The sequence below is a fragment of the Hydrogenophaga aquatica genome, from assembly GCF_054780915.1.
In genome coordinates this window covers 18,096-42,206 of sequence record NZ_BAAGVK010000017.1, presented here as the reverse complement: position 1 = coordinate 42,206, position 24,111 = coordinate 18,096, and the positions used below count along the sequence as shown (strand labels likewise).

Sequence of the window (24,111 nt, the reverse complement as noted above, 5' to 3'; positions counted from 1 at the left end):
ACGGTGGCCAGCAGGGTCTTGATGAAGATGCGTTTCATGGGTTTGTCTCCGAGCAGGGGTGGGACGCCTGTATCAGGAACCGCAGCGACGGCGTGCCCAGATCACCGCTGCGGCTGAGAAAAGTGGTGCCAGCCGCTCAGGTCAATGGGATCACCAGCTTGTCGATCACTGAGGCAGTCGCCGGGCGCACGCCCCGCCACCACGCGAATGCCTCGGCAGCCTGCTCCGCCAGCATGCCCACGCCGTCGGCGATGCCTTGCACACCGGCACTGCGCGCCAGGCGAAGAAATGGCGTCAGCCCTTTGCCATATGCCAGTTCGTACACCATGGTGGTCTGCTCGAACACCGTGGCTGGCACGGGCGGAAGTTCACCCCGCAGGCTGGCCGAGGTCGCGTTGAACACCATGTCAAAGTCTTGCCCAAGCAGGTCCTCATATCCACAGCCACTGACGTTGCCGTGTTTGGCGCCGATGCGCGCCAGTTCATGGGCCTTGTCGACGGTGCGGTTGGCAATCACCAGTTTGGCTGGTTGTTCCGCCAGGAAGGGCAGAAGCGCCCCTCTTGCCGCGCCGCCAGCACCCAGCATCAGAATGCGCTTGCCACGCATGGGCTCGTGAAGGTTGAGAACCACATCACGAACCAGGCCCACACCATCGAAGTTTTCGGCCCAGACGCGGCCGTTCTCGAATTTGAGGGCGTTCGCGGCGCCAGCCAGCTGTGCCCGTTCGGAGCGTTCGCTGGCGTAGGCGTAGGCGTCGATCTTGAACGGCGCTGTGACGTTCATGCCTTTGCCGCCTATTGACTGAAAGGCCTGTGCTGCCTCCACAAACCTGCCCAGAGGCCCTTCGATGGCGGTGTACTCGATGTCCTGCCCGGTTTCCTGGGCGAAGGTGGTGTGGATCAGCGGGGATTTGCTGTGCCCAATCGGGTTGCCGATGACGGCGTAACGGTCGGTCATGAAGGTGTCTCCGGGTTACTTTGAAAACAGCACGCCTTCGGCCTGCAAGGTGGCAATGTCCTGGTCGCTGTACCCCAGGCTGTGTGCTACCTGGGCGTTGTGCTGGCCCAGATCGGGGGCAACCTGGTGCATGGGTGCGGTGGTGTCGCAGTCTGAAAAGCGAAACGGCAGGTTGGGCAGGCGCAGCGTCCCGTAGCGCGGGTGCTGCTGCTCCAGAATCATCCCCCGGGCCTGGATTTGCGGGTCGTTGATCACCTCGTCAATGCGTTGCACCTTGGCGCACGGCACGTCCACGCTGTCGAGCAGGGCCAGAATGTCGGCCACCGGGCGCGCTGCGACCCAGGCCTTGACAGCCGCCAGAATTTCCACCCTGTGAGCGTTGCGGCCATTCGATGAATGAAAGCGCGCATCGGTACCGAAACCCGCAGGGCCGCCGTGCTGCTCCAGCAAGGTTGCAAAGCGTTTCCAGGCATCGTCCACCTGCGCCGCAATCACCAAGTCACCGTCCTGCGCGCGGAACACGCCGTACAGGGTGGAGGTGGGCATGTCGTGCCCGGTTTGCTGGGGAAGCACGGTGCCGCCCGAAAGGGTGTAGCACTGCACCGCGTACTCGTGCATGGACACCAGCGTGTCGTACAGCGCCATGTCGATGTGCTGGCCCTTGCCGGAGTTGACGCGGCCCAGCAAGGCGGCGTTGATGGCCGCCACTGCGTGGATGCCGGTGTACATGTCGCCCAGCGAAATACGCAGCAACGGGGGCGCTTCGCCCGGTGTGCCCACCATCTGCATGATCCCGCTTTTGGCTTCAGCGATGAGGCCGAAGCCTGCGCGGTGCGAGTCCGGCCCGGTGTGGCCGTAGGCCGAGATGGAGCAATAGACCAGCTTGGGGTTGCGTGCCGACAGTTCGGCATAGCCCAGGCCCAGCTTGTCCAGAGCGCCAGGGCGGTAGTTTTCAATGAACACGTCGGCGCTGTCGCACAGCTGCTGCATGAAGGCTTTGCCGCGCGGGTCCTTCATGTTCACGCTCACGCCCTGCTTGCCCATGTTGAGCTGCAGGAAGTAACCGCTTTGCTGGTCGTCGATGATGTGGGCGTGCTGGCGCCCGGCATCGCCGCCGCCAGGGCGCTCCACCTTGATGACTTCGGCGCCCAGGGCGGCCAGGCAGCGGCCCACGTAAGGGCCGGCGAGGAAGTGGCTGTAGTCGATGACGCGGATGCCGGTCAGGGGCAGGGCTTGGGTCATGGTGTCCTCGTTCAGTAAGTGCCTGGGCGGCGGGGAACCATCAAACGGTGTTCGCCGCGCTGCACCACCTCGCCGTGCTGGTTGATCAGCTCGGACGGCAGGATCACGATGCCCCAGCCCGGGCGGCTTTTGCTGACGCGCAGGCCGGTGATGCTGAACTTGACGTGCAGGACATCGTTGACCTTGATGGGCAGCAGGAAGTCCCAGGTCCAGCCGAGCGACATGCCCGGCAGGAAGCGGTATTCGCTCTGGGTCTTGAGGCCGTCGGCAATCGACAAACCGAACAGGCCATGGGCCACGATGCAGCCAAAGTGGCTGGCGTTGGCGTAGGCCTCGTCCACGTGCACGGGGGTGTGGTCGCCCGTGAGGTCGGCGTAGGCCAGGATGCGTTCTTTGGTGACCGTGTAGCTGGGGCTGGTGCAGGTGTCGCCTTCGCTGGCGTCATCCCAGTATTTTTCGGGGGTGTTGTGAGACATGGCAGAAGGAATCAGCGTTTGGTTTGCACTCGCGGCGGATCAGGCGCGGGGTTTGACGGCCAGGGCTTGAGCAACGCTGCCGGGTGCCGCCTGGATGAGTTCCACGGCCAAACCATCCGGCAGTTGCAGCCAGTTGCGGCCTTGGGGCAGGGTGGTGACGCCCCATGGCTCGGCTGCCTTCAGGGCGGCTTCCAGGTCATCGACCATCACGCCCAGGTGCGCCAGCCAGCCTGCGTCGTTGGACGGGGGCGCCTCAAAGTCCGGACAGGCCATCAACTGCATGCCACCCAGCGTCCAGTACTGGCGCGGGTCGTCCGTGGGTCCATCGATTTCGCGCACGTCCATGCCCAGCACTTCGTAAAAAAACCGGATGTGCCAGTGGATGTCTTTGACGCGCACAGCCACATGTTCGACATACGCCTTTGTGGGTGGTGTGAAGGGTTTGGGTGCAGAGGTGTTCATGGGGGCCTTTCAGTGGAGGGCGGTGTTCAGCGAGCGTTCGATGCCCTTGATGCAGGCCACCAGGGTCGCGTTGACGGGGGTGGGCACGCCGCAGCGTTGGCCCCAGCGCACCACCGCGCCGTTGATGAAGTCGATTTCGGTCACCGAGCCTTTTTCCAGGCTTTGCAGCATCGAAGTCTTGAAGTCTTCAGGCAGCCCGGCGCTGGCTTTCAGCCAGGCAGCGCGGGGCTCGGTGAAGCTCAACTTCACGCCGCTGGCTGCGGCAACGTCCATCGCTTCCTGGACGGCGGCGACGGCCGTGGCTTCGATCTCGGGAATCTGATAGAGCGGGCCATAAGGCAGGCGGGTGATGCCGCTGACAGCGCCCGTGGACACGTTGATGAGCAGCTTGTCCCACATGGTGCCCAGGATGTTGTCGCTCACTGTGGTGGTGAGGCCCGCCGCATTGAAGGTGGCGGCGATGGCCTTGGCCCGTTCGCTCAGTGAACCATCCAGTTCACCGATCAAGGTCTCTTTGCCAACGACCCCGCTGATGATGCGGCCCGGGCCGAGCATGACGCCACCCACATAGGTCTTGCCCGCCAGCACATGTTCCCGGCCAACCATGTCCGCCAGGATGTCTTCGTGCCCCAGGCCGTTCTGAAGGGACAGCACCACGGTCTGCGGCCCCACCAGCGACAGCGAGGTTTCCATGGCTTGCCGGGTGTGAAACGACTTGACGAGCACGATCACCAGATCCACCGGGCCCAGACCCTGGGCACTGGTGACCGCACGGGTGCGCACCCAACGCTCGCCTTCCGGTGTGCGCATGGCAAGCCCGTGCTGGTTGATCGCATCCACATGGGCCTGGTTGCGGTTGATCAACAGCACCTCGTTGCCAGCTTCCGCCAGCGTGCCCCCGATGGCACAACCCAAGGCGCCCGCGCCTACCACTGCAATCTTCAAGATCAGTCTCCTGGTTCTGTGTATGCGGATTGTCGGCAGGCGGGGGTATTTCGTCTATTCAATCTAAAAAATACAATACATTGCAAAAGCCAATATTGGTGGTGAATCCATGGACCTGTACAACCTCGATGTCAAAACGTTGCGCCTGTTCGAGTTGCTCTACACCACGGGCAGCGTGACGCGCACGGCAGACATGTTGGGCTGCAGCCAGCCCACGGTGAGCATTGGTCTGGCGCGGCTGCGCAAGCAGTTCAACGACCCCTTGTTTGTGCGCACGGCGCTGACCATGCAGCCCACCCCCAAGGCCGACGCGTTGGTGACCACGGTTCGTGAGGTGCTCGATGGTCTGCGGCGCTTGTCCGAGGCTGAGCAACGGTTCGAGCCCGCAGAGGCTGACCGGACCTTTCGCATCTTCATGACCGACGCGAGCCACATCACGCTGTTGCCGCAGTTGTTCACCCATGTGCGGGCGATCGCACCCAAAGTGAAGCTGGAGGCGGCCTCCATTGGCCCGCAGATGGTGAACGAACTGCAGTCAGGTGAGGGCGATCTCGCACTGGGACTGATTCCAGGCCTGGAGGCGGGCTTCTACCAGCAGGTGCTGTTTGAACAGAACTGGGTTTGCCTGAGCAATCCCCGGCATTCGCGCTTGAAGCGAGGTTTGACGTTGGACGCCTATGTCCAAGCGGACCATGTGGGCATCATTGCGGGTACGGGCCAGCTGCTGCTGGAAGCGGCGCTGAAGCAGCACGGCATCGATCGCAACGTCGCACTCAAACTGCCGGGCTTTCTGGGCCTGTCGGCCATCTTGCAGAGCACCGACATGGTGGCCACGTTGCCGCAGCACATTGGCGAGACCTTGGCCAGGTCTGCAGGATTGAAGGTGTGGCCATGCCCCATCCCCATACCGTCTTTCACCGTCAAGCAGCACTGGCATGCCCGTTACCACCATGACCCCGCCAACCGGTGGCTGCGCAGCATGTGCGCGGAGTTGTTCCTGCGTTTGAAGCCCTAGCGAGGGTTCAAGGGTTGCAGACGGAGCAGTGTCGTGGATCAGCGGCGACCATGTCTGTGCGTTCCCTCAAGGATTTTTCAGGGCATCGCGGGCAAGCCCACAACTCGCTGAGGTGAACGGAGGTGGGTTTACCGCAAACGGAACAAGGGAGTCCGGGTCGTCGCTCGGTGACCCAGAAGCCCGGCGCATCACAAGCAGGGCAATGTGAGCGGAGCCGCTGCAGCAGATCGGCGGCGGCCTGCTCAATGTGTTTCATCCGGCTGGGGTTGGCAAATGCCCGCAGGTCCATTTCGACAAAGACCTGTCGACGGCTCGACTGAGCCAGGCATTCTTCGAAACTTTCTTTCAGCCGTTCCCAATCCGATATACCTTTGTGGATACGCGGGTCTGCCTGCCCATCGGGGCGCAAGACGAGCAGATGATCTGGAAACCCCTGGCGCGCGGCAAACGCCTGGACTTCTGCCCAATCGCCGCTGAGCAGGTGCTCGCTGTTTGCCGGACCCTGGGCCATGCCGACGACTTCGATGCCGAGTGCGTCGTCTATCCACACCAGCAGCTCGATATTCCATGGAAACATACCCGCGAAAGGGTCAGGGCCGAAGCTGCCTTCGCTGGCCAGGCCCAGCGGAAGTCCCGAGAGCTCCATTCCCTTGCGAGCCTTGAGCCGCGCTGCCGCAAGCTGTGTTCCTGGCCTAGGGATTTCGCCTGTGAACGTGCCCAGGGTGTCCGTATCGAACCCCTGCACGTGGGTGACGACACACCCCAGACCCGTTTCCAGCACGGGAGCCACCACGCGCTCTTTTCCATGCTGAGTCAAAAACGCGACCTGCCGGTTGGCATAGATAGCGGGTTTCGTCATCACTCATCCTTTGCAAGCGTTGCGCGCCATTTTCCTGGCTGATTGCGTTCGAATGCCAGTGCCCGGCGCTCAGGCGTAGTAGGGCAGCAGGGCCTTGGCTGCCTCCACGCGAATGCGCAGGTCCACGCTTTCGTCGTTCATGACCCGCAGCAGGAACTCGGCCGGTGTGCCAGCCGCCGGTTTGGCCAAGGCGTTGCCTGCCTTTGCCTCTTGGGCTTTGGCCGAGGGCGTTTGCAACGCTTCCAATGCACGTGCCAGCTCGGCGGGCCGGATGCTTCGAAGAGGCATCAGGAGGTCCGCCTGACCTTCCGGGCTGGGCGGGATGTCCAGGTAGGGTGCATCGCCGAATACGGGCGCGAGGTCAGGGGCGACGAATGAAGACCAGCGGCCCTCATCACCGTGTTGTGTGGGAATGGGCTCGGCGTGCACGGCCTGCGCGCCAGCGGATTGGGGCCACAGACGCAGTCTTCCTGCAGGCACGCCTGGCAGGTAGCGGCGTGACAGGGCCTTCAGGAAGGCCTGTGCCTGGTCTGCCGGGACCGGTTGCTCCAGAGAAAACCACAACTGGAACGATGTGGTGCCGTCGATGGCGATGGCGGGTGCGGGCAGCCCGAGTTCTTCCTGTGCCGCTTGCCACAAGCCTGCCAGCGGCGGCCATTCGGCTGGGCTTGCCAATCCAAGCACCAGCGCCCGGGTAAGGCCTTCAGGCGACAGTAGCGGCCGGCCCGTGGGTGTTTGGGCCGTTGCCCCCCCTAGCGTGAAGAGGCGATCGAATTCGCTGGTGAGTCTGCTCATGTGGGCGCCAAGCACTGCATGCGTGCGTTGCGATGGAACGATCAGCTGCCGTGCGCAGAAACTCAGATGGCACGCTTGAACGTGGCCAGCAACGTGCCGGCGAGCACGAACAGGCCGCCGAACAAGCGGTTCATGGCGCGCATGTGGGCGGTGGACTTCAGTGCGCTGAGCACCCGCGCGGCCAGCGCGGTGTAGCCCGCCATCACCACCAAGTCTGTGAACATCAGCGTGCAGCCAATCACCAGGTACTGTGCCCACAGGGGGGCGGCCAGGTTCAGGAACTGTGGCACCACCGCCAGCAGAAACACCGTGCCCTTGGGGTTGACGGCATTGATCATCCAGCCGCGCAAGATCATCTGCCGGGCAGACACGGTGCTGGCCGAGCCAGACGCTGCAGCCAACGGCCGCGCAGGGGCGCGCCATTGCTGAATGCCCAACCACACCAGATAGGCCACGCCCAGCCACTTGATGATCTGGAAAGCCGTGCTGGAGGTGGCGACGATGGCACCCAGGCCCAGACCCACCACGATGAGCTGCGTCCAGATGCCCAGCACCAGGCCCAGGGTGGTGATGTAGCCGCGCTTGAAACCGTGGTTGAGCCCGGAACTCATGGCGGCGACTGCGCCCGCGCCCGGGGAGATGCTGATCGCCCAGGAAGCAGCGAAGAAGGCGAGCCAGGTCGAGAGTTCCATGGGGCCGAGGAGAATTTGGCGGAAGCGGTGAGAGAAAAACTCACAACCCTAAAGCCTCATAAAAATCAATGACTTAGGTTTGCATCAAGCCTTAATTTTGGCATACCTTTGTGCAACACGCAATGGGCGGGAGCAAGCCACAAAAAAGGCCCACCGTTGTGGGCCTTAGGTTGGGTTTGGCGGAGAGCCAGGGATTCGAACCCTGGAGCCCTTGCGGGCTGCCGGTTTTCAAGAACATTGCAGTTGAGAAAACACTTTAAAAACAACAACTTAAATTTATAGATCGACACTTTGCAAATTCTTTGCAAAAATTAGCCTTCAGCTCACCAGCAAGGCAGCAAAGTGAACGAATTGATCGACAAGCACGTAATCGACGACAGCTTTTACATCTACCTGCAGCGTAACAGCAAAGTCTGGCTGGCCCGCTTCAAGATCGGCGGCAAGTGGCTATCGCGAACCACCAAGCAGCGTGACAAGACCAAAGCAGTCACCGCTGCCATCAAGGTCAAAGCCGAGTGCGAGATCAAACACGAACACGGCATCGCTATTCAGACCAAGGCCTTCAAGCATGTTGCCGAACTGGCCATCACGCGGATGAACGAAGCACCAGAGCGCGCCAAGGGTCGAGCGTCCTTCAAGGGCTACGAGTGGATCCTGAGGCGTTATCACATGCCGTTTTTTGACCGCATGCACATTACCAACATTGACTACGCAAAGTTGCGTGAGTTTGACATGTGGCGAGAGAAAAAGCTTGGAAGAACACCAAGCCAGTCCACATTGAAAAACCATAACGTGGCGCTGCAAAGGGTGTTTGATGAAGCGATCATTCGACGCTGGATGACCGTTGGTCAGATACCGTCACTCACAACAACGGGTGGTGCAGCTGGTGGCCGCCGCGACTACTTCACAGCCCAAGAGGTGCAGCAAATCGCGGATGCATTCCCTGACTGGATCGACAGAGGCCGAAATCGAGCTGTTCGCGACGTGCGTCAAACTACGAGAAAAGTCTACTATGGTTGGTGTCTGTCTTTGTGTGGTAGGAGTCTGTTTTTGTTTGTGCAGAAGGCTATATGAGAATTAATAATTAAAGAGATGTATTGCATCCAATAAATTCATATAACGATGTTCTTGCATCGTTAAGAGTGTGTGAATCCAGCTGTTTTTCTGCAAGCCAATGTGTGTTGGCTGCACGACGCGCTTGTGCTGAGGCGTTCAGATTTGACCTGGCTGCCGTTGATCGCCGTGCTGGCGCTGGGTACTGTCAGACGTAAAAAAACCCAAGTGAATGACATTCACTTGGGTTGTGTTGCGGCGGAGGCGGTGAGATTCGAACTCACGAACCCTTGCGGGTTGCTGGTTTTCAAGTCCTTGGAGAAAACGAGGAAAATCAACGGGTTAGGCGTGATTCGTTTCCGCAACTGCCGCCAGATTCGCTATCCTAACATGTTGATTCTGCTATGTGCTAGGCAGTAGATGCGGAAACGATTTCAGGGGGTGCAGCGTCAGCGTGCGACGCCCTTGAATTTCTCCCAGGTGCGCGCGCCAGCGATGCCCAGCATGCCGGTCACAAGAACCATCAGGGCTTCAACATCGAGCAGCGGGGGCGGGGTCAAGGTGCCAGCGATCCAGCCCAGGGCCTGCATGCCATTCCACGCCCACACCAGCAGCGGGTACAGGACGAACTGATAGGCCAGGGCCGAGACACTGACCCAACCCACTGCCGGCCGCCAGCCGGCCACGAACACGCTGGCGTGTTTGGCTTCTTCCTTGTTGATGTCAAGCTGGCCGTGCATCCGGTCGGTTTCCGCCCGGTAGGCTTCCGTCTCGGCCCTCATGGCTTCAATTTTCAGTTTGGCCCGTTCCTCGTCCGACGTGAAAAGGCTGTCGGCCACTTTGCCGACCGTTTCGATGATGCCGCCAATGAGCAAGGGGTTCATGTCGTGGCCTCCAAGAGCGTGCGATTGAGCCAGCCCAGCAAGAATTTTTGTTGGGTGCGATCCTTGGTCACGATGTCGCGGTATCGTGCCAGCTTCGCCAGGGCGAAAGCCAGCACGAATTTTTCCGCATCCATCGCGTTGAGCGCGGTCAGGGTCTTGGGGCCGATCTTGCCGTCCGGCGTGGCGCCGACCACGATCTGCGCCAGGCGCACCGACGTGGCGACGCCGGCATTGACCGCGAAGTCGAACACGTTGCGAGCCACTTCCTGGCTGTTGATGTTGTCGCCCCGAACAGGGGTCCAGAAGTTCATCCGGTAGAACTGGCGCACCAGTTCGCTGTCGGGGATGTCGCCCCGGTCGATGGCGGCCCAGCCCGGCCAGTTCGGGTGGAAGTTGCGCGCGATGCCCGCGTAGGTCATCCCGCCACGGTCGCCAGCCACGGTGTGCAGCTTGTAGCCGCCCTCGTTGCGGATCATGGATTCGTAGGCTTGCAGAAAGTCGGCCATGTCAGTGCCCCTCGCCGATCTTGGAAACGATGCCCGCCCAAACCGCCGCCATGGCCGCCGCCGCGAGCACACCCATCAAGGCCAGGAAGCCGTGGTCGGCCGCCTTGCGCATGTGCTTGCTAAATCGCAAGTCCTCGCGGAATTCCTCAACGGATTCCGGCCGGTCGATATCGACCCCGAGAATGGCAAATACCTTTTTCACCGCCCGGTCGGCTGCTTCTTGGCAGGTTGGGCTGGCGCAGTGTTGGTCGTTTTTTTCAGACATTGAGCACTTCCTTTGCAAATTCCACGTCAGCCAGATAGGACTCGCGGCAGTGGTTTTCCTGCCAGAAGAACAGGACATTGATGATTCGATAGGCGATACCCCACCCGCACAGGTGCCGGTTGACATAGGCGCGGGCGCTCACGGTCTGGTCGTGATGCCCGCCCAGCAGCAGGCAGTTGATGCCTTGGCTGATCCAGGCGGCTGCGCGGGTCAGGTATTCGCGCATCACAGCCCCGCTGCCGCCCGGTAGAGGTTGTCCAGGGTTTCGTCGGTCAGGCCCAAGGCGGCCGACAGTCCGGCCACCAGGGGCGAGTCCCGGCGCACCTCCTGCGCGTATTCCCACTCGATGCGTGCGGCCTCGCCCTCGGCGCCTGCCATGGCGGCGATGGCCGCGTTGACTTGGGCCAGCAGGCCGGCGCCGAGCAGCGCAAGGCGTGCCTGCCGCATAGTCACGGCAACAGGCACGGGCACGGCCGGGGGTTGTGCTGCGACAACTTCCCAGCGGTCGTCGCGCCAGAAGCAGCCGGCGGCCACCGGGTCGAAATCGGGCGGGGGCACGTCGGTGCTGCCCATCCAGTCGGCCACGGTGTCAGTGCGGATCAACTCACCCGTGGTGGGGTTGTAGGCGTAAATGGTCATGCTGCGACTCCTAGACGGTTGAGCAGGTTGTAGGTGTTGGCGCACTGCGCGTGGCCGCGCCACGAAGCGACGAAGCGGTCGAGCGCCTGGTCGTCGCCTGTCCTGCGGTAACGGGCGATCTTGCGTTTTGCTGCTGCCACCGACCGGCGGCGCAGCAGCTTGTGGGTGGGCCAGATGCGATACCCGCAGAAGTTCGCGCCCATGCTGGCCGGCTGCACCGACCAATGCGAAAAGCGCAGCCCCATGGTGTGCCGCGCGAAGTTCTCCATGAGGAAGTGCAGCAGGCGCATGGCTTCGGCGCTATGGCCGACAACCACCACGTCGTCCATATACCGGGCGAAGGTGGAGATCCCGACCTCGTGCGCCAGCCAGCGGTCAAGGATGTGGCCGTAGATGTTGGCGCTCAGTTGGCTGGTGAGATTGCCGATGGGCAGTCCTTGTCCTTCGGTTGGGATGAAGGTTTCCACCAGGTCGAGCGTGCGCCGGCAACTGATCTTGCGGCGAATCTCTCGATGCAGCACGGCGCGGTCGATGCTGGCGAAATACTTGGAAAAGTCGGTCTTGAGCACCCAGGCGTCCGGGGTCTTGCGCAGCATGGACTGCACCGCGATGGCCGCCCGGTGCGTGCCCTTGTCAACGCGGCAGGCGTAGCTTTGCGGCAGGAACACGCGGTCGAAGATAGGCTCGATGACGTTGCACAGCGCATGCTGGGCGATGCGATCGACAAACGGCAGTGCGCTGATCTGGCGTGGCTTGGGCTCATAGACGAGGAAGCGGCGCGGCTCACCTGGCCGGTATTCGCCGGACTGCAGCGCTTCCTCAAGGCGGGCGATGTTGGCCGCCTCGTTCTGCCGGAATTGCAGATAACCGATGGTGTCGCGCTTGCCGCGCGCGGCCTTCTGATAGGCCCGCCACAGGTTGTCGCGGTTCACCACGTCGGCAAAAATGTTCTTGTGTCGCTTTCCCATGGAAATAGTCGGCGCGGCTTTCGGGCAGTGCCCTACTCGCCGTTCCCCGAACCTCGTAGTGTGTTTGCCGAAGCCGGCAGCAGTGTGCTGACCACCAATTTTTGAAGGTCCGCCACGGGCGCCGTAGCAGCCGTGGCGTGGTTTTCGCTGATCGTCACAGGCGGCGCGCAGCCCAATGTTCCAGTTCGAGTTCCACGCAGAGTTGTTCCAGTTAGAACAACGAGAACCAGATGAGGCCGCGTTGTTGCGGTTGCCGCCGAAAGGTTTAATCACACTCCTACCGCTTTTGCACATGGCGAATCCATCCCCCAAGCATGGCGCCAGTCTCGGCGAGGTGCACGCTGGCCACCTCGTACTGGCGACGGGACACCAACTTGCGGGTCGGGTCCGCCATAAAGCGCAAAAGTTCTTTGATGTGAGCAAGCCCCGCGTCGGCGACATAGACGCGCGACACCTGGCTGCTCTTGGCGGCTTCGTAGAAAAGCCGGTACTGCTCAAACAGAGCCGTAAGCAACGAGTCCCGTAGCACCCGGTGCTTGTGGCTCATGTTGAGCAGCAAGGGGTACAGGTAATTCACCGCGCCCTCGTATCGCTCGACGATGGCGAGGGCAGGCTTCGGGGTTTGGTCGGTGATTACGGGCGTGTTCATACCAGTTCCTTGCGGTCGCTTTCGCTCCCGCTACAGGTTCAGGTGGTCACAGGCGGCGCGCAGCCCAATGCTCCAGAGCGAGACCCACGCAGAGTCGCTCCAGCCAGAACAACGAGAACCAGATGAGGCCGCGTTGTTGCGGTCGCCGCCGAACAAAGCCGCGAAAGGCGTGCCGTAGGTTTGACCACGGTTCGCACCGCTGACCCAGGCCGCACCGCTGACGCCGTGCGCGGTGTCGCCCCACGTCCAGTGGTGGCCGGTCATTTGTTCGCCACCCCACTTCGAGGTGTAGCCGGCCTGTCGCGCCGTGGCCGGGATCGTCGAGGACGCGCCGCCAAGCGACTGGTTCTCGGTCACGCCGAAGGCAGCCGCTGCAAACTCTTGGTAGTTCATCAGCCGCTTCTGGTGGCTGAATGCAATCTCGGCCGACTCGTACCACGTCATCGTGCTGTAGTTGTTCGAGCCACTGCCGCCAAACATCACGGGGATGCGCGGCAGTACCGTGCCGCTGGCGACGTTCGTGTTGAACCGACTGGTGCCGTTGGTGATGTGGGTTTGTGAGCAGAAGTACAGGTCGAACCAGAATTGCGCACGGCCGAGGTTGTCCTTCACGCAGGCCATACCGCGCGGGTCGCAAATCGGGCGATAGGTCAAATCCCAAAGCGTCCAAGAGTTGATGCCTGCGATGGCATCCACGTCGCTTTGCGTCCAGATCATCCCGGCGCCGGTCGTGGCAAAGCTGCCCCCGGCCACGGTCGTGCCCGAAGCCACCAGGCCGTAGTGGAAGCCGCCGATCTTGAGCGCCCCCGACACGGGAGCCGAAGCCGGCGCGGTGAAGGGGTCGGCCGTCGCTTGGGCCGTGCCGTTGGGCAGCACCCACACGCAATAGTCCTCGCCTGCCGAAAGCGCAGGCATTGACACGGCAGTTTGCGAGGCGAAGGACACCACCCCACCCGACAGGTACACGGTCGTGCCGGCCTTGATTGCCAAGGTGTTGGCGCCGGTCTTGACCAGGGCAGGCGTGGTTTTGTCGGCCTTGGACAGGGCCGATGCAGGCACGATACTGGACGCAAAGCTCTGAGCCAGGGCGGCGCTGTTTGAAGCCGAGGTCGCGGAATTCGCGGCATTGGTGGCCGAGGTCGCCGCGTTGCTCGCTTGCGTGCTGGCCGTGGTCGCTGATCCAGCGGCAGCGGTCGCGGAGTTGGCCGCCGCCGTTGCGGAATTCGCGGCATCGGTGGCTGAGGTCGCCGCGTTGCTCGCTTGCGTGCTGGCCGTGGTCGCTGATCCAGCGGCAGCGGTCGCGGAGTTCGCGGCATTGGTGGCCGAAGTGGCGGCCGCACTTTGAGAAGTGGCTGCAGCGGTTTGTGAGGAACTGGCGGCTGAGGCCGACGTGCTGGCCGCCGACGCGCTACTGGCCGCCGACGAGGCGCTGCCAGCGGCTGCGCTTTGCGAGGCGGCTGCGCTCGATGCTGCGCTCGCTGCGGTCGCCGCGTCCGCCGTAAGCTGAGCAATCAGCGCATCAGGCGACACGCTGCTGGAAATAGGCACCTTGACCGAGCGGCCGATTTTCTCGTCGTTCTGCTGGGCCAGGATCGTGAGGCGGTCGAGGGCCGCATTGATGACCTTCGGGTAAAACCCGCCCTGATTGGTCAGGTCCAGCGGTTGCAGGTTGGGCACGCGGCTGGTGATGGTCAGCAGGAAGCCCGACGCCAGGGGCGTGGTCTTGTTGACCGTTCCGCCGGGCGCGGTGTCCTGATCGGCGTTGAGCGTGACGGTGTAGTCGGTGCCGACCGTCAGTGCCGTTTCGACGCCGGCCGGGTTGGTTTGCACCACCACCACGTCGGCCGACGCAAAGACCTTGAAGGAGAAAGGAAACGAGGTTGTGACGTTGTTTCCGGCAAAAGGCCCGGCTTTGCGCACCTCGGATGAAATCGTCATGGCTGGAACTCCCGGAGAATTGCCGCAAGGCTATCTGCCGGGAGTCCAGACACGTGCACTATCGCGCTTCTTGGAAGCCGAAGGCGATGGCGGCCGGGTTTTCGGTCTTGCCCTCGGCCAGGGCTTTGGCACCTGTGATGGTGCGGTTGATCTGCGCCGAAGGCAGGCCGGTGAAGTCGCCCAGCAGGTTGATGGCCGATTTGCGGAAGGCGTCGTCGAACTCGCCCTGTTCGGCCTGCTTGATGAACTTCAACGTGTCGGCGATGCCGCGCACGCCGGCAGGACCGGAATAGTCGCGCGGGCCTTCTGCTCCGGTGATGATCTTGGACGCCTCGCTGAACTCGCGCACCACGAACATGAGGCCCATCAGGTAGCTCAACTGTTCGGCCGCCAGCTTGCGCGCGATCTGCTCCCAATCGTCGTCCTCATCGCCGGGTGTCAGGGCGTTTTTCAGGAAGTAGCCCAGCACCGCCGGCACCGTGTAGAGCATGAGGTAGTCGACCGCCAACTTGGCCCGCTTCTTCGGCGTGTCGGCCCCCATGGTTTGGGCCACGCCCAGGTTCAGCGCGGTATTCATGAACGAATAGAACACGGTGAACAGGCGCAAGGCCGGCCCCCCGCGCTCGATGGCCGATAGGTCTTTGGTTTGACCGCCGCCTTGAGCGTCGATGACTGCCTGATCGGCCAGGGCCACGGCGCGGGTTTCGTCGTTGCCGGCGGCGATGGCCTTCTCGTAAGCACCCCACCACGTCGGCACGTCGACCATTTGCTGGCAGCGCATCATCATGAAATAGGCATAGCGCCCGACGAACTCATTGAAAGCGCCTTGATCCTGCACGCGGTTGCGCAATTCGTTGAGTTCGCGGAACCGCGTGCGCGCTCGGTTTTCCATGAATGAGGACATGGCATTGGCTTCGCGCGTGGCGGCAATAGGGTTGCCCAGGTACTTGGTGATCCCGCGCCCGATCCACGGCGCACCTACCCGGACGATGGACTGCGTGAGGCCCAAGAATTGAATCGACGCGCTCATGACGTTGAATCCGAGGCCGGCCGCACTCACCCCCTGACGCAACCGTCCGAGGGCCATTTCGCCCGCATTGGCCGCGCCCTTGTCGCCCTCGGCCACGTCCTGCACCCAGCTTTTGAACTGTTGCTTGGCCTCGGGGCCGTAGTGCTCGCGGATGGCTCCGTCGATGGTATGCGAGCGCAGCAGCCGGTTGGCGTCAATCAGCCACTCGTGCCAGGCGAGGTCGTGAATCACGTCATTGACGCCCGAGTACATGCCGGCCAGGGTGTAGAGCAGCGGGCGCCCGGACACTTCCTCGGCGCGCGACTTGGTGAAGCTGCGGCGCGTGGTGGCCGTGGTGTAAGCCCCTTGCAGTTGCCGCTTGGCGCTTTCCGCGTCAGCGTGTTCCTCGGCGCGCTGACTGGCGGCCGGGTCGTACTTGATGGGGTAATAGCCGCCGCGCAGCATGACCGTGGCACCGTCCGCCGTGGTCACAGCGAAGGGCTGAGGCTCGATCCACTCGGGCTCTTTGCCGTAGACCCGGCGCTCCTTGGCTGCAATCAGCGGGCGGTAGCTCTCGAAATGATCCCACACGGCCTGCACCGCTGCCCACTCCTGGGCCGTCAAGGATTGCAGCACCGGCATGATTTGCGCCTCGGTCCACCCTTCGCCGCCTAGCAAGCGCTGCAGGTTGCCCGCGTTGCCGGTATTCAGAGCCAGGGCAATGCGCGCCTCGCGGTTCAGGCTGCGGTTGATGGTCGGGAAAAATTGCCCCTTGCCGCCCATCTTGCCCAGCTTGAACACCGGGGCGAGGATTTCCGCCAGCTTGGCCGTGGCCTCGGCACGCATCGTGGTTTCCTGGTCGCCGCGCTCGTTGGCGCTGCGCACAAAGTAGTCCCACATCGGGCCGCCGTCCTTGTTGCCGTCCATGATGCGCGCCCAGGTGGCCGCCTTGATATGGGCCGACCAGAAGCGTTTGAGGCCCTGCACGGCTCGGCCCATGTTTGTGGTCGGGGTGCGGGTGTCGGCCTCGCGTCCCTGCGCGTTTTCCCGGATGCTGGCGGCAATTTCGTCGCGCACCGCCTCATAGGCGCGCTGGTCGGCAGCCGTCAGCAGCTTGTGCTTCAAGCGGCCCAGGTGCTCGACCTGGCGCACGGTATCGACCAAGCCCCGGAATTCCTCGACCGTCAGGTTCTTGTAAGACGTGCGGAACGCCTCGTTTTCGAGTTCGGGCAGAATGTCGGGCTCGAGGCCGGCTTCGCGCTGGGCCTTGATCCATTCGGCCAGGGCGGTGCGCTTGTCCACCGCCTTGTTGCTTTGCCCCTTGCGCAAGTCGAACCGTTCCAGCAGATTGCCAATCTGTTCGGCGTAGTCGGCATCCAGGCCCTTGATGTCACCCTCGAACTTCTTGAGGTAGCGCAGGCCCTTGTCGACTTCCTCTTGGGCGTCGTAGGCGGCGCGCGTGGCGTAGTTCTGGATCAACTGGTTGCGCTTTTCAGCCGCCGCCGTGGTCAGGTCGCCCGCCTTGCTGGCTTTCTCGGCAGCCTTGGCTGCGCGCACTTCTGCGCTGGCGTACTGACCGGGCTTGAGGTCGCGCACCTTGAGGCGAGCAATCATTGCCCGCGCAAATTCCTTGGCCGCACTTGCCAACACCTTGCGTTGGCCGGTGGCCTTCGCCAAGGCGTTAGCTTCTGTCGCCACAAAGCGGGCGCGCGCGTCGTTGTGGATGGCCTTGTCGGCGGCTTTCTCGATGGCCTGGGGGCTCGACAGGTCGCCGAACTGTTCGAGCATGCGCACGTCGGTGAGGGCTTCAATTTCCACGCTGGGCGGGTCAGTGGCTGCCAGCTTGCGCACAAGTTCGTCGCCCGAGGTGAAGCCGAACATTTCGGCCACGATGTCGGGGTGCAAACCGTTGGCGGCCGTCATGCGGCGCGCCTGCACCGCGTTGATGACCTCGGCCGGCAAACCCATGATCTTGAGTTCGCCCAGGTCGAAGCGCCCGGCGCCCAGCGCCTCGGGGTTGACCACCTGGTCGCCGGCCCGCATTTCCACATCGGCCGAGTAGTCGTAGGCAATGGAATATTGCGTGTTGCCGCGCAGTTCCTCGAAGAACTTTTCTTCAAGCTCGCGCAGGTCGTGTTTTCCGTGCTCGTCCAGGGTCAGGTAGCCATACTGCCCCAGGGCCTCGCCCATGGCGTCGATGGACAGCCCACCTTCCCGGCGCAACACATGCTTGCCGAAGGCCGGCATGGGAATGCGCTCTTTCGGGTCGATGCCCCACTCGGATTGCACCGCCGCCCGATCCAACCCGCCCAGCTTGGCAATTGCCGCGAACAGGGAGTCCTGGGTTTCGTCAATGCTGTTGGGGCTGGACGTGCGCTTGGGCAGCGGGGCGATCTTGTCCTCGGCGGTCAGCTTGCCGGTGAGGAACTGCCAGGCGCGATAAATCGGCTGGCTCATGACCTCGCGGCGCACGTCCATGCGCACCTCGGCGCGCTGCGCTTCGGCATCCTTCTGTAGCTGCTTGATGATGCGCCCGCGCGCGTTGTGCAGCCAGCGCATGTCGCGCAGCCCGCGCGCCTGTAAATCCTCGATGGCCTGGGCGGTGGCATCCACGCCCAGCGCCTGATAGGCCGCGAATTCCTCGGGGGTCATGCCGGCCTGTTCGGGTGAGGTGAACAGCGGCATCATGCTGCGCCCTTGCTCGGCAAGGTTGATCTGCTCGTTGGTAGCGAGCATGCGGTCGAACACGCCGCGCACCTCGTCGGAGAGTTCGACGTTGAGCGCCTTCAATTCCCGATAGACCGACAGCAGCCACGCGCGGAACCGCTGGAATAGCCCTTGCAGTTCAATGCTGGGGGCTTTGCCTTCAAACAGATACGCTTCAAAGCCGCGCGCGAACTGCTCGTGGTAGGCGCGCTTTTGCTCAAAGTCGAGGTTGTACCACTCGGCCAAATCGCGCACGCCGAACCAGCGCAGCAGCGCGTCGGTGTCGGCGAGGATCTGACGCTCACCCGGCTTGAGGGTATCCATGCCGAAAATTTCGGCTTCCTGCTGCAACTTGCTGGCGATGTCGGCCTGCACTTCCAAGAAGAAGTGGCCCGACTCGTGCAAGAAAGTGGAGAGGTCGGCACCCTTGAGCAAGGTAATGGCAAGGCTTGCCGGATTGAAGGCGCCGCGCGCGCCTTGGTTGAAGGTGCGGTCGTTGAACTGCTTGCCCTGCTCGGCCCAGGACTGCACCGTATCGCTGCTGGTGTCCATCACGTCCAGCACGCGAGCGTCCAGGCTGTTGAACAGGCCGGCCAGGTTCTGCACCACCTGGTCGCCCAGCGTGCCGTTGTTCACGATGATGGCCGCGCCAGCGTTGGAAACTGACAAGGCCCGATAGAGCGCATCCATGCGCCCGCCACGGCGCAGCATGCCGGCCTCGGCCGGATCGACCGGGACAAAGGCCACCGGCTCGTGTTGGGCCGTCATGAGCACTACGCCGGCTTCACCACCGGACAGGTTCTTCGCCACGCTCCTGGCAACGGCCGGCGAGGAAATGGCAGGCCCCAGCCGCCCCTCTTGGGTATAGACACGCTCGACCACGGGCACGGACGCCGTGGCAGCCGGGGCCGTGGTTGTGCCGCGAATGTCAGGCTCGGGAGAGTAGCGGTTTTCCGGGGTCGGCTCGAACACCCAATTCCGGCCGTCGCCTTCTTTGCCGGCGATGGCGAAGATGCCACGCGACTTGATTTCACTGCCTCGGAATACTTCGGCCAGGTTGCTGTGCAACATGCGGTCGGCGTTGCTCAGTTCGTTACTGCCGCTGGGGTGATTGTGGGCAAACCAGATATTGGCTGCACCATCAACGCGGAAAGCCTCGGCGGCCAAGGTCGAAGGGAATACCGATGCCTGCGTCAGCGCACCTTTGAACGCACCGACAATTGCCAGCGGCTTGCCGTCCGCATCGGTCACGAGGGCGTCGAAACGCTCGACGGCGCCCTTCGCCAGGTAGGCCAGTGCTTGCGCGGCTTCTTGCGGCGTGGTTACTCGGTCGGTGCCGAGTTCTCGGGTGTTTTCTTCGACGAGTTCGGTTCGGGCTGCGTAGGTGCCGGGAGCGTCGTCACGTGATAGTGACCGCTCCTGTCGTCCTGCGGCAGGTTGTCCGGCAGGTGAATCTGCTCGGGCGTCGCTGGGTACGCCAAAGAGGTCGAGCGTGTAGTCATCACGTTTCCCCTTTCGGCTTTGATTATAGACCTCGCCCGGTGCAACGTCAGCAGGCTGCTGCCCCTGGTCAAACTGCTGGCCGTCGATACGCTCGGCCCCGATCTTGAGCGGGTAACGCTTGAACAGTTCCTCGGGCGTGGTGTTGAGCTTGGCCGCCGTGACCGCGTAGAAGTTGCTCACCAGCGCAGAGTAGGCGTCATTGACCTGCGGGGTGAAGCGCGCGGCCGCATCCAGTTGGGTGCGAATCTCACGGCGTACCACCTCAGCCGATGCCTTGAACGTGTCGTCGCCCTGCTTTTCGGCCAAGGTGCGCTCGACTTCGGCTTGCAGTTCGGCGGCTGCGCCCTGCATGTACTCCTGCGCTTCGGCGCGGCTGAACCCTTCCGGTTCGGTCTTGAGGTGATCGAGCAAGCGCGCGGCAGCTTCGGTCGGGGCAATGCGCGCGGTGTATTCCTCCACCGGAATGGCAATTTGCCCGCCCGTCGCAATGGCCGTTTGGAGCTGGGCCGCGACGCTGGGCGACACGGCAGCCACCTGTTCGGCCACGCCCGACTGCATCAGGGTTTGGGCGTCGATGAATACGGTTTGCACCGGGCCGGTATCGGCAACCTGGGCGATGAACTGCTCGAAGGTTTCGGAATCTCGCGCCAGCACCTTGTCGGCGGCCGCCAGCTTGCCGAGGTCGTTCAGGAACTCGGCGCCCTGTTCGGCCTGTTGAGCGTTGCGCGCGCCGCGCACCCGGATGTGGAGGCCGGCTTCGACGATGGAGCGCACGATGGCGCCCACGGTAGCGCCGACACCACCCTCATAGGTGGATTGCCCCCACTCGATCTTGGCGTCGGGATTGGTCAGGATTTTGCGCAAGGTGTCGTGCAGCACGTTCTCGGCGAATTCCTGCCCGCCTTCGGCTGCACCGGCAATCCCGATACGCGCCAGGGCGGCTGCGATCTGGTTTTTGATGGGTACAGCCATCGGCCCCAGCAGTCGGTCGAGTGCCCATTTTTCAGTCACGCCCGTGACGGCGGCACCGCCCAGCACTGCCAGGTCTTTCATCCCTTGGCTGGCGATGTCCGGGGCCACTTTCTCGGCCATTACGTCGGCCCCTTGGGTGTAGAGCCCGGCGCCGCGCGTCAGGGGCAGCATGATGATTTGTGCAACCACCTGCCCCAGGCCGGACGCCACATCGTCGCCAAAGGTGCGCTGCGAGGCCGGGATCATCACGTCCTTGCGCGCGGTTTGCTTTACCGCGCCGCCGACCTTGCGCCAGTCCTCGCCGATCAGCGGCCCGACGATGGACTCCATAGTCGGCTGGCCCCCGGCGCGTGGCTTGGGTAGAAAGATGCTCGCAAATCCGCCCAGGATATTGCGCTGCGCGATGTTGAGCAGTTGGCCGGTGCCACTGATGGACATGCCCACGGCTTCGATTGCGCCGCCGCCGAACTGGCGGAACTTGCGCTCGATTTCACCCATGTTGTCCACGTTGTCGTGGGCCACCTTGGCGCGCTCCACGTCGGCCAGGAGCGCGGCTGTGGCAGGGGCCGTTTTCGCCAGCGTGTTGAAGTCAATGGTGCCCACGGCGTCTTGCCGCTTCATTTCCTTGGGCTGGTTCAGCACCGTATCAACAGGCACGCCTGTACGCCGGGCCACGCGCTGCGCTTCGGCGTAGGCGTCGGGGTTGGTATCGGCAGCGGCCGTGAAACCGAAGCGCGCCGATTGGGCGGTATCGGCTTGCTGGGTTTGGGCGATCAGGGCGTCGTAGTCGTTCATTTGCGGGCCACTTGACGTTTCCAGTAGATGTCGAGGATTTGCGCGTCGGTCGGCTTGTCGATGCCCTGGCGCTTGAACGCGGCCTCGATGGCGGTCCGTTCGCTGCTGGGGATGTCGCCCACTTTCATGGTCAGCATCGGGCCGGACGAATCGGAGAACCAGCCCCGGAAGGTCGTGTTCTTGGCAAACAGTTGGTCGAGGTGCTGCGCCACCTCGGCATCGGTGAACTTCTTGCCGGCTTCACGCTGGGCGGTGAAGAAGTAGTCGTTGACGAACTTGCGAATGCCGCCGACCCGCTGGGCATCCTTTCCGCCGTCGTCTTTTGGGGATGGGTCGATGCCCAGCATGCGCAGCCGCTCGTCGAGGGTCTGCTTGATGGCCTGGCTGTTCAGGTCGCCCGGCCCGTTGCTGCTGGGGGCCGATCCGGTGCGCTTGGCACGCTCTTGCGCAAAATATTTGAAGTCAGCCTCGGACAGTTCGCGGCGCAACGCGAAGAATGCGTTGTCGCTCATCCGGGCCAGTGCGTCGGGGTCGCTGGTCAGCTTGTTGTAAAGCCACAGGCTCGTGGTGTCGTCGCCTTTGCTGATCTTCTGCGCAAAGGACAACAGGTTATCCACTTCCTTGGGCGGCACAGCCGCGCGCACGCTCACCGGGAGGTCGGTGTATCGCCCCCCGTTCTCAATGATGCCGCGCATGGCCGTGGCCACGGCTTCTTCCTCGCGTTGCCGGATGGCCTTGTTTTGTTCCTCGAACTGGCGCTGTGCTTCCTCGCGCGCGATGCGGTAACGGGCCGGGTTGCCGGCAAGACGCGGATCTGCGCGCAGTTGCTCGTCGATTTCCAGAAAGGTCGGGCGTTGGGCCTGCCCTTGCCCGGCCTCGAACTCGCGCAGGTTCTTCGCAACGTAGTTGCGAGTTTCCTGCGGCATGAACGTGAGCCAATAGTTCGGGTCGTTGGGCGTGGCGTTGGGTGCGCGCTTGCGTGCATCCTGGGCCTTCTTGATGGCCTCCTGCAAGCGGCCGGGGCCGGCGTTGTAGGCCGCGTAAGCCTTGGCAAGGTCGCCGCCGTTGTCCTGCAGCATCTTCTGGAAATAGGCCATGCCCAGCGCGCGGTTGTAGGCCGCGTCGTTCTTGTAGCGGTTCTCATCCCATGGCAGGCCGGCCAGTTTGGCAGCTTCGGGAGCAGTGCCCGGCATGACCTGCGCGATGCCAATGGCGCCCTTGGGCGAGGTCAGGGGCTTGCCATCCGGGCCGAATTGCCGGTGGTTGGATTCCGTACCCACCGCAATGTTGAAAGCGCGCTCGGCCTCGCTGGTCTGGATGCGCGGCTGCATCTTGCCCATGACCTCGCTCGCTACTGTAAAGCCGACCTGTGCGTCCATGGCTTTGGTCACGTGGCCGCGCACGGTGAGAATGTCGTCGGCGTCCATTTGCTCGGCGTACTTTTTGAGGTACGCCTCGGCATAGGCCGGGTCGTTCTGTTCAAGGGCCGACAACAGCGCAACCTTGTGCGCGTTGCTGGTCATCTTTCGGGCTTGGGCCTCTTGCCATTCGGCGGACTTGCCGAGAAGCTGGGCCTGTCGGTAGGTTTCCGCCCGGATGCGCTCGACGGCTGAATTCACCGCGTCGGGGTTTTTCCAGTTCAGGCCGATTTCGCGCAGCGCGGTGCTTTGGATGCCCTCGGACACCGACAGGCTGTAAGTCTTGAACTCTTGGGCCTCATGCTGGGTGGCGTTGCCCCGCATGGCCGTGAGGATGTCGTTTGCCCGCAGGCTGAACGCCTGGCGCTGGGCCTCGTTGCCCAGGGTGCCGGCGATTTCCTCGATGTTGCGCTTGAGGGTGTCGCTGTACTCATCGGCCAGCGGTTTGCCGCCCGGTCGTTCCAGCGCGTTGATGCCGCGCAGATTGGTGAAGCCGACCTCCTTGTCGTAGGTCAGACGCAGCGCGCTTTCCTTGGCGCGGTTGAGGGCGTCGTCGACCCGCAACTGGTTGGCCTGCTGCTGCATGTCGAGGGCCACTTGGCCCAGGGCCTGCCCACTGGCCGCCATGGCGCGGGCGGTTTGCTGCGCCTGTTGCCCGGCCACGTCGGGCATTTCGGGCAGCGTCAGGCGAGTTTGCGGGAGGGTGTTGGGAGTGGCTTGAAAGCCGTCGTAGGTTGGAACGCGCGGCATGTTTTACCCTTCAAAGATGGTGCCCTTCAAGGCACCGGCCTTGTTGAGGGAGTACCACGAACTCGCCACGGTGCCGGCGCTGCCCAGCAGGGAACTGGTCGCCGCACCGAAGGGGCTGATGGCGCCGGCCGTTGCGCGCTTGGTCAGGGCCTCGTTCTGGAAATTCATCGCTTGGGTGCGGTAGCCCCAGGCGCTGCGCACCGCGTTGGCCTCGATGGTGTTCTTGTCGATTTCCTTCATGATGTCCGTCGAGGCTTGCAGTTCGACGGCGCTACCCTCGCCCAGGTCGATGCCGTTGGCTGCCATGGCGGCCCGCTGACTGCTCTTGAGTTGACCGGCTCGCAGGGTGAGCGCACCGGCTTGCTGCTGACCTTGCAACAAGGCCGACTGTGCGCCGAGTTCGGCAATGTGCGCGTTGGTGTCGGCTACTGCTGCTTGCCCTCGGAGCGTGGCCCGTTGGGTGGCTGCGCTGAAATAGCTACCGACAGCGGATGTGACCCCGCCGCCGATTTGCCCGATCAGCGAAGCCGTTGCCAATTGGCCTGTAGTAAATCCCATGCTCGTTACTCCGAATGGATGGCAGCACGGTACTGCGGCTGCCGGGCGGTACGT

The 24,111-nt window shown here is 63.0% G+C and carries 21 protein-coding genes; 2 read left to right on the top strand and 19 right to left on the bottom strand.

Annotated features, from left to right (window positions below):
* Nucleotides 1–136: 136 nt before the first annotated feature.
* The 5 genes from aroE to ACYVHH_RS13930 are packed head-to-tail and all read right to left on the bottom strand — an operon-like array spanning nt 137 to nt 4,083.
* Nucleotides 137–958, bottom strand: a complete 822-nt coding sequence (gene aroE / locus ACYVHH_RS13950) for a shikimate dehydrogenase (RefSeq protein ID WP_460565795.1) — start codon at nt 956–958, stop codon at nt 137–139.
* A gap of 15 nt (nt 959–973) precedes the next feature.
* The gene (locus tag ACYVHH_RS13945) at nt 974–2,200 is read right to left on the bottom strand and encodes a CaiB/BaiF CoA transferase family protein (RefSeq protein WP_460565794.1); all 1,227 of its coding nucleotides are present in this window, start codon (nt 2,198–2,200) and stop codon (nt 974–976) included.
* A gap of 11 nt (nt 2,201–2,211) precedes the next feature.
* On the bottom strand, nt 2,212–2,676 hold the full coding sequence (locus tag ACYVHH_RS13940) for a MaoC family dehydratase (protein WP_460565793.1): 465 nt from the start codon (nt 2,674–2,676) through the stop codon (nt 2,212–2,214).
* Nucleotides 2,677–2,715: 39 nt separating this feature from the next.
* Entirely contained in the window at nt 2,716–3,138 is a 423-nt protein-coding gene (locus ACYVHH_RS13935) for a VOC family protein (protein ID WP_460565792.1), read from the bottom strand.
* 9 nt (nt 3,139–3,147) lie between these two features.
* Nucleotides 3,148–4,083 (bottom strand): ketopantoate reductase family protein, encoded by a 936-nt coding sequence (locus tag ACYVHH_RS13930; RefSeq protein ID WP_460565791.1) that lies wholly within the window; start codon nt 4,081–4,083, stop codon nt 3,148–3,150.
* 109 nt (nt 4,084–4,192) lie between these two features.
* Between ACYVHH_RS13930 and ACYVHH_RS13925 the strand changes: the two genes are divergently transcribed.
* A complete protein-coding gene (locus ACYVHH_RS13925) occupies nt 4,193–5,098 on the top strand; it encodes a LysR family transcriptional regulator (RefSeq protein WP_460565790.1) in 906 nt (301 codons plus the stop codon).
* A 7-nt stretch (nt 5,099–5,105) separates the two neighbouring features.
* Here ACYVHH_RS13925 and ACYVHH_RS13920 read toward each other — a convergent pair whose 3' ends face one another.
* The 3 genes from ACYVHH_RS13920 to ACYVHH_RS13910 form a co-directional block, all read right to left on the bottom strand.
* Nucleotides 5,106–5,957 carry a DUF6671 family protein gene (locus ACYVHH_RS13920; protein WP_460565788.1) on the bottom strand — a complete coding sequence of 284 codons (852 nt, stop codon included), beginning with the start codon at nt 5,955–5,957 and terminating at the stop codon, nt 5,106–5,108.
* Nucleotides 5,958–6,026: 69 nt separating this feature from the next.
* A complete protein-coding gene (locus tag ACYVHH_RS13915) occupies nt 6,027–6,752 on the bottom strand; it encodes a hypothetical protein (RefSeq protein WP_460565787.1) in 726 nt (241 codons plus the stop codon).
* A 62-nt stretch (nt 6,753–6,814) separates the two neighbouring features.
* The gene (locus tag ACYVHH_RS13910; RefSeq protein WP_460565786.1) at nt 6,815–7,444 is read right to left on the bottom strand and encodes a LysE family transporter; all 630 of its coding nucleotides are present in this window, start codon (nt 7,442–7,444) and stop codon (nt 6,815–6,817) included.
* A 342-nt stretch (nt 7,445–7,786) separates the two neighbouring features.
* On the opposite strand from ACYVHH_RS13910, the gene ACYVHH_RS13905 reads away from it, so the two are divergent.
* A complete protein-coding gene (locus ACYVHH_RS13905; RefSeq protein ID WP_460565785.1) occupies nt 7,787–8,518 on the top strand; it encodes a hypothetical protein in 732 nt (243 codons plus the stop codon).
* 428 nt (nt 8,519–8,946) lie between these two features.
* Here the strand turns inward: ACYVHH_RS13905 and ACYVHH_RS13900 are convergent, their stop codons facing one another.
* The 11 genes from ACYVHH_RS13900 to ACYVHH_RS13850 all read right to left on the bottom strand — a co-directional run bounded on the left by ACYVHH_RS13900 (nt 8,947) and on the right by ACYVHH_RS13850 (nt 24,057).
* Complete coding sequence (locus ACYVHH_RS13900) at nt 8,947–9,381, bottom strand: holin family protein (RefSeq protein WP_460565784.1); 435 nt, start codon at nt 9,379–9,381, stop codon at nt 8,947–8,949.
* On the bottom strand, nt 9,378–9,887 hold the full coding sequence (locus ACYVHH_RS13895; RefSeq protein WP_460565783.1) for a glycoside hydrolase family 108 protein: 510 nt from the start codon (nt 9,885–9,887) through the stop codon (nt 9,378–9,380). The genes ACYVHH_RS13900 and ACYVHH_RS13895 overlap by 4 nt, the downstream gene beginning before the upstream one ends.
* Before the next feature lies 1 nt (nt 9,888).
* Nucleotides 9,889–10,152: a hypothetical protein gene (locus ACYVHH_RS13890; protein ID WP_460565782.1), complete on the bottom strand. Its 264-nt coding sequence runs from the start codon at nt 10,150–10,152 to the stop codon at nt 9,889–9,891.
* Nucleotides 10,145–10,378: a hypothetical protein gene (locus ACYVHH_RS13885; protein WP_460565781.1), complete on the bottom strand. Its 234-nt coding sequence runs from the start codon at nt 10,376–10,378 to the stop codon at nt 10,145–10,147. The genes ACYVHH_RS13890 and ACYVHH_RS13885 overlap by 8 nt, the downstream gene beginning before the upstream one ends.
* Complete coding sequence (locus ACYVHH_RS13880) at nt 10,378–10,791, bottom strand: hypothetical protein (RefSeq protein WP_460565780.1); 414 nt, start codon at nt 10,789–10,791, stop codon at nt 10,378–10,380. Before ACYVHH_RS13880 ends, ACYVHH_RS13885 begins: the two co-directional genes overlap by 1 nt.
* A complete protein-coding gene (locus ACYVHH_RS13875; RefSeq protein WP_460565779.1) occupies nt 10,788–11,759 on the bottom strand; it encodes a reverse transcriptase domain-containing protein in 972 nt (323 codons plus the stop codon). Before ACYVHH_RS13875 ends, ACYVHH_RS13880 begins: the two co-directional genes overlap by 4 nt.
* Nucleotides 11,760–12,036: 277 nt before the next feature.
* Nucleotides 12,037–12,408, bottom strand: coding sequence for a diversity-generating retroelement protein Avd (gene avd / locus ACYVHH_RS13870; RefSeq protein ID WP_460565778.1), 372 nt, complete (start codon nt 12,406–12,408; stop codon nt 12,037–12,039).
* 30 nt (nt 12,409–12,438) lie between these two features.
* Complete coding sequence (locus ACYVHH_RS13865) at nt 12,439–14,346, bottom strand: phage major tropism determinant (RefSeq protein ID WP_460565777.1); 1,908 nt, start codon at nt 14,344–14,346, stop codon at nt 12,439–12,441.
* Nucleotides 14,347–14,404: 58 nt separating this feature from the next.
* Nucleotides 14,405–21,331, bottom strand: a complete 6,927-nt coding sequence (locus ACYVHH_RS13860; protein ID WP_460565776.1) for a JAB domain-containing protein — start codon at nt 21,329–21,331, stop codon at nt 14,405–14,407.
* Complete coding sequence (locus tag ACYVHH_RS13855) at nt 21,328–23,499, bottom strand: transglycosylase SLT domain-containing protein (protein WP_460565775.1); 2,172 nt, start codon at nt 23,497–23,499, stop codon at nt 21,328–21,330. Before ACYVHH_RS13855 ends, ACYVHH_RS13860 begins: the two co-directional genes overlap by 4 nt.
* A gap of 3 nt (nt 23,500–23,502) precedes the next feature.
* A complete protein-coding gene (locus tag ACYVHH_RS13850; RefSeq protein WP_460565774.1) occupies nt 23,503–24,057 on the bottom strand; it encodes a virion core protein, T7 gp14 family in 555 nt (184 codons plus the stop codon).
* Nucleotides 24,058–24,111 lie beyond the last annotated feature (54 nt).

What these genes read in the sequence shown, in the direction of transcription:
- aroE (WP_460565795.1), bottom strand. Translation starts at nt 958, where the DNA reads ATGACCGACCGTTACGCCGTCATCGGCAACCCGATTGGGCACAGCAAA.
- ACYVHH_RS13945 (WP_460565794.1), bottom strand. Translation starts at nt 2,200, where the DNA reads ATGACCCAAGCCCTGCCCCTGACCGGCATCCGCGTCATCGACTACAGC.
- ACYVHH_RS13940 (WP_460565793.1), bottom strand. Translation starts at nt 2,676, where the DNA reads ATGTCTCACAACACCCCCGAAAAATACTGGGATGACGCCAGCGAAGGC.
- ACYVHH_RS13935 (WP_460565792.1), bottom strand. Translation starts at nt 3,138, where the DNA reads ATGAACACCTCTGCACCCAAACCCTTCACACCACCCACAAAGGCGTAT.
- ACYVHH_RS13925 (WP_460565790.1), top strand. Translation starts at nt 4,193, where the DNA reads ATGGACCTGTACAACCTCGATGTCAAAACGTTGCGCCTGTTCGAGTTG.
- ACYVHH_RS13920 (WP_460565788.1), bottom strand. Translation starts at nt 5,957, where the DNA reads ATGACGAAACCCGCTATCTATGCCAACCGGCAGGTCGCGTTTTTGACT.
- ACYVHH_RS13915 (WP_460565787.1), bottom strand. Translation starts at nt 6,752, where the DNA reads ATGAGCAGACTCACCAGCGAATTCGATCGCCTCTTCACGCTAGGGGGG.
- ACYVHH_RS13910 (WP_460565786.1), bottom strand. Translation starts at nt 7,444, where the DNA reads ATGGAACTCTCGACCTGGCTCGCCTTCTTCGCTGCTTCCTGGGCGATC.
- ACYVHH_RS13900 (WP_460565784.1), bottom strand. Translation starts at nt 9,381, where the DNA reads ATGAACCCCTTGCTCATTGGCGGCATCATCGAAACGGTCGGCAAAGTG.
- ACYVHH_RS13895 (WP_460565783.1), bottom strand. Translation starts at nt 9,887, where the DNA reads ATGGCCGACTTTCTGCAAGCCTACGAATCCATGATCCGCAACGAGGGC.
- ACYVHH_RS13890 (WP_460565782.1), bottom strand. Translation starts at nt 10,152, where the DNA reads ATGTCTGAAAAAAACGACCAACACTGCGCCAGCCCAACCTGCCAAGAA.
- ACYVHH_RS13885 (WP_460565781.1), bottom strand. Translation starts at nt 10,378, where the DNA reads ATGCGCGAATACCTGACCCGCGCAGCCGCCTGGATCAGCCAAGGCATC.
- ACYVHH_RS13880 (WP_460565780.1), bottom strand. Translation starts at nt 10,791, where the DNA reads ATGACCATTTACGCCTACAACCCCACCACGGGTGAGTTGATCCGCACT.
- ACYVHH_RS13875 (WP_460565779.1), bottom strand. Translation starts at nt 11,759, where the DNA reads ATGGGAAAGCGACACAAGAACATTTTTGCCGACGTGGTGAACCGCGAC.
- avd (WP_460565778.1), bottom strand. Translation starts at nt 12,408, where the DNA reads ATGAACACGCCCGTAATCACCGACCAAACCCCGAAGCCTGCCCTCGCC.
- ACYVHH_RS13865 (WP_460565777.1), bottom strand. Translation starts at nt 14,346, where the DNA reads ATGACGATTTCATCCGAGGTGCGCAAAGCCGGGCCTTTTGCCGGAAAC.
- ACYVHH_RS13860 (WP_460565776.1), bottom strand. Translation starts at nt 21,331, where the DNA reads ATGAACGACTACGACGCCCTGATCGCCCAAACCCAGCAAGCCGATACC.
- ACYVHH_RS13855 (WP_460565775.1), bottom strand. Translation starts at nt 23,499, where the DNA reads ATGCCGCGCGTTCCAACCTACGACGGCTTTCAAGCCACTCCCAACACC.
- ACYVHH_RS13850 (WP_460565774.1), bottom strand. Translation starts at nt 24,057, where the DNA reads ATGGGATTTACTACAGGCCAATTGGCAACGGCTTCGCTGATCGGGCAA.